Source organism: uncultured Campylobacter sp. (assembly GCF_938031315.1).
Taxonomy (GTDB): Bacteria; Campylobacterota; Campylobacteria; order Campylobacterales; family Campylobacteraceae; genus Campylobacter_B.
In genome coordinates this window covers 1-6,288 of record NZ_CALHHT010000298.1, presented here as the reverse complement: position 1 = coordinate 6,288, position 6,288 = coordinate 1, and the positions used below count along the sequence as shown (strand labels likewise).

Below are 6,288 nucleotides of genomic sequence, written 5' to 3'. Positions count from 1 at the left end.
AAAACCAGCGCAAAAAGCCAAAATAGCGAGCCTAGACCGAACCAAACGACGGGCGAGTAAACGGGCGAAATTTTATTTAGGCACCTTTTCAGCGCATCTCCCAGCTGCTTCGCGGCCTGCTGCGATATATATCCGTCGCACGCATCCGCCACGGCGTCTTTCGGCTCGCCGCCCTGCTTCGCAAGCTTTTTTAGCGACGCGTCTAAGGCGGGCTGCGCGGTATAGCGACTAAAGAATTTAAACGCCTCGGCGCCGCTTATCTTGCCGTCCGAGCCCATATCGTTAAGCATCGCAAGCTCGTCCGCAAAAAGATCGTCGAAAATCGCGGGCCGTATAAATGCAAGTAGCGGATCGCCGAAGCCCGCCGCCTCGTATCTTTTACCCAAAAGCTCAAAGCGCAACTGAGTAATCGTGTGGCTGCCTACGTAGATAAAATCGTGCTCGCCGTCGCCGCCCTGCTCCTCTTTTAGGCGAAATGGGATCTTTTGCGACAGAGACTCGCACGACTGATTGCATAAAAACTCCTGCAGCTCCTGCGCGTAAACGGCGGATCGCACCTGCACGCCTACTTTAGCCCTTGCGTGGGCGCTTATGTTTCTTATATACATAAAGTATCCCTGCCCGCCACAGCGATCGCACTTGATATATCCGTCGCCAAAGCACGCGGAGCAGCTACGATGGCCGCTGCCGTAGCACGCGCTGCATACTTGCGTGCCGCTTCCTCCGCAGACGGAGCACGCTTCATACCTGTATGCGGTGCTCGCGCTTCCGTCGCTACGGTACTGCGTATATGGGCGGTTTTGCCCGCCGCTGCCGCCGCAATTAGGGCAGCTTTTGCGCCCTCGTCCGCCGCAGCTCGTGCAGCGCACCTTGCCGCGACCGCTACATCTGCCGCATCGGACCTTGCCGCCGCCTAGGCAAACGCCGCATTTTTGAAACGCGCTAAAGGGCTTAAAATCGTAATACTTCACAGCGTTATCCGCCGCAGCTACGCCGCTTTGCGGATCCGATCTAAATTTGGAAAGTAAAATTTCATGCAAAGACTCACTATGACGCGCATCTCGCAGGCAGTCTTGGGTATGGTTTTGAAACTCTTGCAAATCGTCGCCGAAATGGATCTCCGCCTTCTCTCCGCCCGTTATTTCGCGCTCTTTACACTCGCCGTAAAATTCCCACGAAGCGTCCAAATAGACGCGAAAATCGTAACACTCGGATGAAATTTCTTTTAGATCGCCGCCGTCCGCGCCGTTGCCGTCCACTAAATTTTTAAGATGCCTTAAAAACGGCTCGCTTAGATCAAGTCTGTCAAAATCGCTCATCCAAATAACCTTAAAATTTTATCGTTAAAGCGCGGTTTGCGGCGCGCTCTTTTAAATTTTAAAATTCCGCGCCGAAGCTTCTACGCCGCTCTATCGTGTAAATTCCCCGCGCGGAAAATAAAATTTCAGATCACGCCAGACCGCTTATAATGCCCCCCTCCGTGATCTTCATATTTAGCGCGTTAGGAACCTTCGGTAGCCCCGGCATCAGCATTATCTTGCCGCAGATGGCGACGATGAAGCCCGCCCCCGTGCGGATCTGAAGATCTTTGACGCTGAGCTTAAAGCCGCGTGCCCGCCCAAGCGCTTTAGCATCGTCGCTGAAGCTATACTGCGTCTTTGCGATGCAGACGTTTAACCGCTCAAGTCCCAAAGCCTTGATGTGTTGTAGCGCCTTTTGCGCCTCGGGCTCGAAAACGACCTCGCTCGCGCCGTAAATTTTAGTAGCGATCTTTTCGATCTTGCTCGCCGTATCGTCGCTAAGCTCGTAGGCAAATTTCAGCTCCTTAGCGCGCTCGCACTCATCTACTACGAGGCGGGCTAGCTCAAGCGCGCCCTCGCCTCCTTTGGCGAAATTTTCGCAAATCGCCATCTGCACGCCGCGCTGCTTGCAGTACTCGCACACTAAGGCGATCTCCTCGTCGCTATCGAAGCTAAAGCGATTAAGCGCCACGACCGGATTTAGCCCGAAGTTTTGTAAAATTTCAATATGCCCGCCTAAATTTACGATGCCTTTTTGAAGCGCGGCAAGATCAGGGCTCGCGATACTTTCTTTATCCGCGCCGCCGTTGTATTTAAGCGAGCGGATCGTGCTAACCAACACCGCGGCATCCGGAGCGATACCCGCGCGGCGACACTTGATGTCGATAAATTTCTCAGCCCCGAGCTCACTTCCGAAGCCCGCCTCCGTCACGGCGTAATCTGCTAGCGAGAGCGCAAGCTTACTCGCCATTATGGAGTTGCAGCCGTGCGCGATATTTGCAAAAGGTCCTCCGTGCACGAGCGCAGGCGTGTGCTCAAGGCTCTGGATGAGATTTGGCTTCATCGCGTCTTTTAGCAGGATCGCCACGGCGTCTGCGCAGCCCAGATCGCGCACGTATATCGGCTCTCCCTGCGTATCGTAGGCGACCATGATGTTTGCGATGTTTTCCTTAAGCTCGGCAAGATCGTTCGAGAGGCACAGAACCGCCATTATCTCGCTAGCCGCGGTGATATTAAAGCCGTCCTCACGCTCTACTCCGTCGGTGCGCCCGCCCTGTCCTACGGTGATGTGGCGCAGCGCGCGATCGTTCATATCCATGCAGCGCTTCCATAGAATTTTTTCGATCTTTAGCGGGTTTTCTTGATACAGCGAGTTGTCGATGACCGCCGAAATGAGATTGTTTGCGGAGGTAATCGCGTGAAAATCGCCGTTAAAATGCAAATTTAGATCGTCCATCGGCACCAGCTGCGAATATCCGCCGCCCGCGGCGCCGCCTTTGATACCAAAAACTGGCCCCAGCGACGGCTCGCGCAGCGCAAGGCAGACACTTTTGCCCAGACGCTTTAGCGCGTCGGCTAGACCGATAGAGGTCGTCGTCTTGCCCTCGCCAAACGGCGTCGGATTGGTCGCCGTGACCAAAATAAGCTTCGAAGCGCGCGAGCGCGGCTTGATATTTAGCTTGGCTTTGTAGTGCCCGTACAGCTCGATCTCATCCTCGCTAAGCCCCAAATTTTTCGCAACGTTTGAAATTTTATCCGGCTTCGCCGCATTTGCTATTTCGATATCGCTCAACATTTTCTCTCCTTAAATTTAAAATTTTATCGCGCAGCGTTTACGCACCGCCTCTTTAAATCCGCGCATTAGCCGCCGCTACGCGCACCTTATCCGCGAGCCGCGCAAGATCAAAGCTCGCGCCGCGAAATTTGCCCCGGCTAAATTTCGATCTCGATACCCACGGGGCAGTGGTCGCTGCCCATTACGTCGCTTAGGATGAAAGCGTCCTTTAGCCGCGAGCGCAAATTAGCCGAGATGAAAAAATAATCGATCCGCCAGCCTACGTTTTTGGCGCGCGCGTTAAAGCGGTAGCTCCACCACGAGTAGGCGTCCCGCAGCTCGCCGCGCACGGCACGGAAGGTATCGACGAAGCCCGCCGCCTCCACCTCATCGAGCCATGCCCGCTCGATCGGCAAAAAGCCCGAGGTTTTGGAGTTTGCTTTTGGATTTGCAAGATCGATCTCGCGGTGCGCGGTATTCACGTCGCCGCAAAATATCACTCCGAGCCCCTGCTCCGCGAGGCTGCGCGCGTAGGCTAGGAATTTTGCGTAAAATTCCATCTTGTAGGCTAGCCGCGCCTCGTCCTTTTGGCCGTTGGGAAAGTAGATATTAAAAAGCACGACATCGCCGAAGCGGTGCTGCAGCACGCGCCCTTCGTCGTCGGGGAAAAACAGCGCCTTGCTCGTCTCGCTTTTAAATTTTGCTAGGCTCGCCACGCCCGAATATCCCGCGCGAGCGGCGGAATTTAGATCGATCTGAGAAAATCCGAGCTCATAAAGCCCTTTTGGGGCGTCCTTTTCGCTCACCTTGATCTCTTGCAAGCCCAAAAAATCGGGGTTTTGCTCCGCGAGCCACGCAAAGCCGTCTTTACCAAGCACTGCGCGCAGCCCGTTTACGTTCCAACTAATCAGTTTCAAATTTAGCCTTTGGCGCAAAAATTTTGGTATGATTATACGAAATTTTGACTAAATTTAAAGGAAAATTATGCGCAATCAGCCCAAATACCGATTTTTTGCCAACTGGGGCTACGCTATGGCGGGTCTTGCCGAGATGCTGCGCAGCGAGCGTAGCTTTAGACTCGAGCTTTGCGTGTTCGTCCCGCTTCTGCTGTCGCTATTTTTTTGGAATTTCGGCGCGGTGCTAAATCTATTTTTGATCTTCGGCGCGGTCTTTACGCTCACAACCGAGTGCATAAACTCAGCTATTGAGCGCGCGGTCGATCTTGCCACGAGCGAAATCCACCCGCTAGCCAAGGGCGCCAAAGACACCGCAAGCACCGCCGTGATGATGAGCCTATTTCTCAACGCCGCGCTGTGGGGATACGCGCTTATCGGTAAATTCTTTTAATCGCGTGATTGCAAATTTCGCGATAAAAGATTTAAATCGCTGCAACGCAGAGTTTTTTTGGCGAGTGCGGAATTTGCAAGCCACTTGAGTCGTTGATCGTCCACGCCTGCAACCCAAACACGACCCTGCGTGATATTGAAATTTTAAAATCCGAAATTTGCTTTAAATTTAAACTCTCCTGTGCGCGAAAATTTTAATATTCGCTCGGCTCTTAAAATTTTAAAATAGCTTTTAAAATTTCTATAGATAAATCATTCAAGCAAATTTTACGCCGTAAAATTTTAGCTAAAAAATTATAATGACTTTCAAGATGCTTTAATACAATTTTCACTAAAATCACGCCGTCTTAATTAAAATAATTTTCAAAAAAAGGAAAATTTTAAGTTGATTCATCAGGATTTTATGGAAGCAGATTTGAAAAAATTTTTTGAAGATAAGAAAAATATTAAAGTTGTGGCAAATATTCCGTATTATATAACTTCGCCGATTATTAACAAACTTTTGGAATACCGTGAAAATATTGATGAAATTTATTTGATGGTGCAAAAGGAAGTGGCAGAGCGGATTGCCTCCCAGCCTCATAGCAAAAATATGAGTCTGCTTACACATGCAGTTCAATTTTATGCTGAAGCAGAATATCTGTTTACTGTGCCGAAAGAAAAATTTGATCCTGTTCCAAAAGTTGATTCAGCATTTTTAGGAATAAAAATTTTGAAAAATAAAAAGTATGAAAGTCAAATTTCAGAAGAAAAATATTTTAAATATTTGAAGGAAGCCTTTTCAAATAAAAGAAAAAGTATTTCTAATAATTTATCGAATTTAGGATTTTCAAAAGATTTTGTAAAAGAATGCTTGAAAAAAGTTGGCAAAACAGAATTAGCTAGAGCAGAAGAATTTTCTGTGCAAGGATTCATTGATTTTATTGGAATTTTGGAAGGTTAAACTGTCTATATTTTATTGAATAAAAAAACTCTATGTGATACTAAGACATCGTAAGTAAACTGTAATGATACTACAGGCTATCATATTTTTAGTAAAATAAAAAGTTGTTGTAATTTATATATACTTACTAATTTATACAACAACTTTTCTAAAAACTTAAAATATATCTTCTTCAAGAAGTTCATCCTCTGATACCATTATTCCATCTTGTAAATCTTTTTCTATGTTTTTTCCTTTTAGTAATGATATTTCATCATATAGTTCTTCATTTTCTTCTTCCAAATCTTTTTTATCTTTCCATAGACTATATGCAACACCTGCTAAAATAGTTCCACCTAAAATTATTAAAGTTTTTGATAATTTTCCCATTTTTATTCCCACTTAATATTTTGATAAGATAAGAATACTCTATTTTTCTATTTCTTTCAAGGAACGATTTTTTATTAAGATTTGTTCCTTCAAAAAAAATTTACCTACTGATATCAATAGGTAATTTAATTTCCATTTTTATTTTTTTGTGAAGATTGACCAGTAATTATTGGTTGTTTTTTTTCAGTTTTTTCGCTGACAATTTTTTGTTCTTTTTCAGCTTTTTCTAATTGAAGCTGCCTTTCTCTTTCGGCTTTTTCTTGAGCTAATGTTTGTTCTTTTTCAGCTTTTTCTCTGGCTTTTTCAGCCTCAATCTGCTCTTTTTGAGTTTTGTAATAATCATCCCTTACTTTTTTTAATATTGATTGTGTCCCAATAGCCAGTAGTGGAATACCTACTGCCAAAATGGAAGTTATAATTACCAATTTCTTTTTATTCTTCATAAATTACCTCCTAATTTTACTTTAGACAAAGTAAAATAAAAATATATTTGAATCATTTCAAGAAATTATTTATTGTATAATTACTTAAAAAAATCCAATCATACCTTACTTA

General features: G+C 46.2%; 6 protein-coding genes and 1 pseudogene. 2 read left to right on the top strand and 5 right to left on the bottom strand.

The window, feature by feature from the left end:
* The 3 genes from Q0236_RS07380 to Q0236_RS07370 form a co-directional block, all read right to left on the bottom strand.
* On the bottom strand, positions 1-1,319 hold a 1,319-nt coding region (locus tag Q0236_RS07380), incomplete at its 3' end, for a hypothetical protein (protein WP_297916529.1).
* A gap of 130 nt (positions 1,320-1,449) precedes the next feature.
* A complete protein-coding gene (locus tag Q0236_RS07375; protein ID WP_297916527.1) occupies positions 1,450-3,096 on the bottom strand; it encodes a formate--tetrahydrofolate ligase in 1,647 nt (548 codons plus the stop codon).
* Positions 3,097-3,233: 137 nt separating this feature from the next.
* Complete coding sequence (locus Q0236_RS07370) at positions 3,234-3,992, bottom strand: exodeoxyribonuclease III (protein WP_177386736.1); 759 nt, start codon at positions 3,990-3,992, stop codon at positions 3,234-3,236.
* Between the two features lie 67 nt (positions 3,993-4,059).
* On the opposite strand from Q0236_RS07370, the gene Q0236_RS07365 reads away from it, so the two are divergent.
* Entirely contained in the window at positions 4,060-4,422 is a 363-nt protein-coding gene (locus Q0236_RS07365; RefSeq protein WP_297881047.1) for a diacylglycerol kinase, read from the top strand.
* Positions 4,423-4,794: 372 nt separating this feature from the next.
* Positions 4,795-5,364, top strand: a pseudogene (locus Q0236_RS07360) (rRNA adenine dimethyltransferase family protein); the annotation flags it as partial.
* Between the two features lie 156 nt (positions 5,365-5,520).
* On the opposite strand, the gene Q0236_RS07355 reads toward Q0236_RS07360, so the two are convergent.
* Positions 5,521-5,733, bottom strand: a complete 213-nt coding sequence (locus Q0236_RS07355; RefSeq protein WP_297916524.1) for a hypothetical protein — start codon at positions 5,731-5,733, stop codon at positions 5,521-5,523.
* Positions 5,734-5,858: 125 nt separating this feature from the next.
* Positions 5,859-6,176 (bottom strand): hypothetical protein, encoded by a 318-nt coding sequence (locus Q0236_RS07350; RefSeq protein WP_297916522.1) that lies wholly within the window; start codon positions 6,174-6,176, stop codon positions 5,859-5,861.
* Positions 6,177-6,288: the final 112 nt, after the last annotated feature.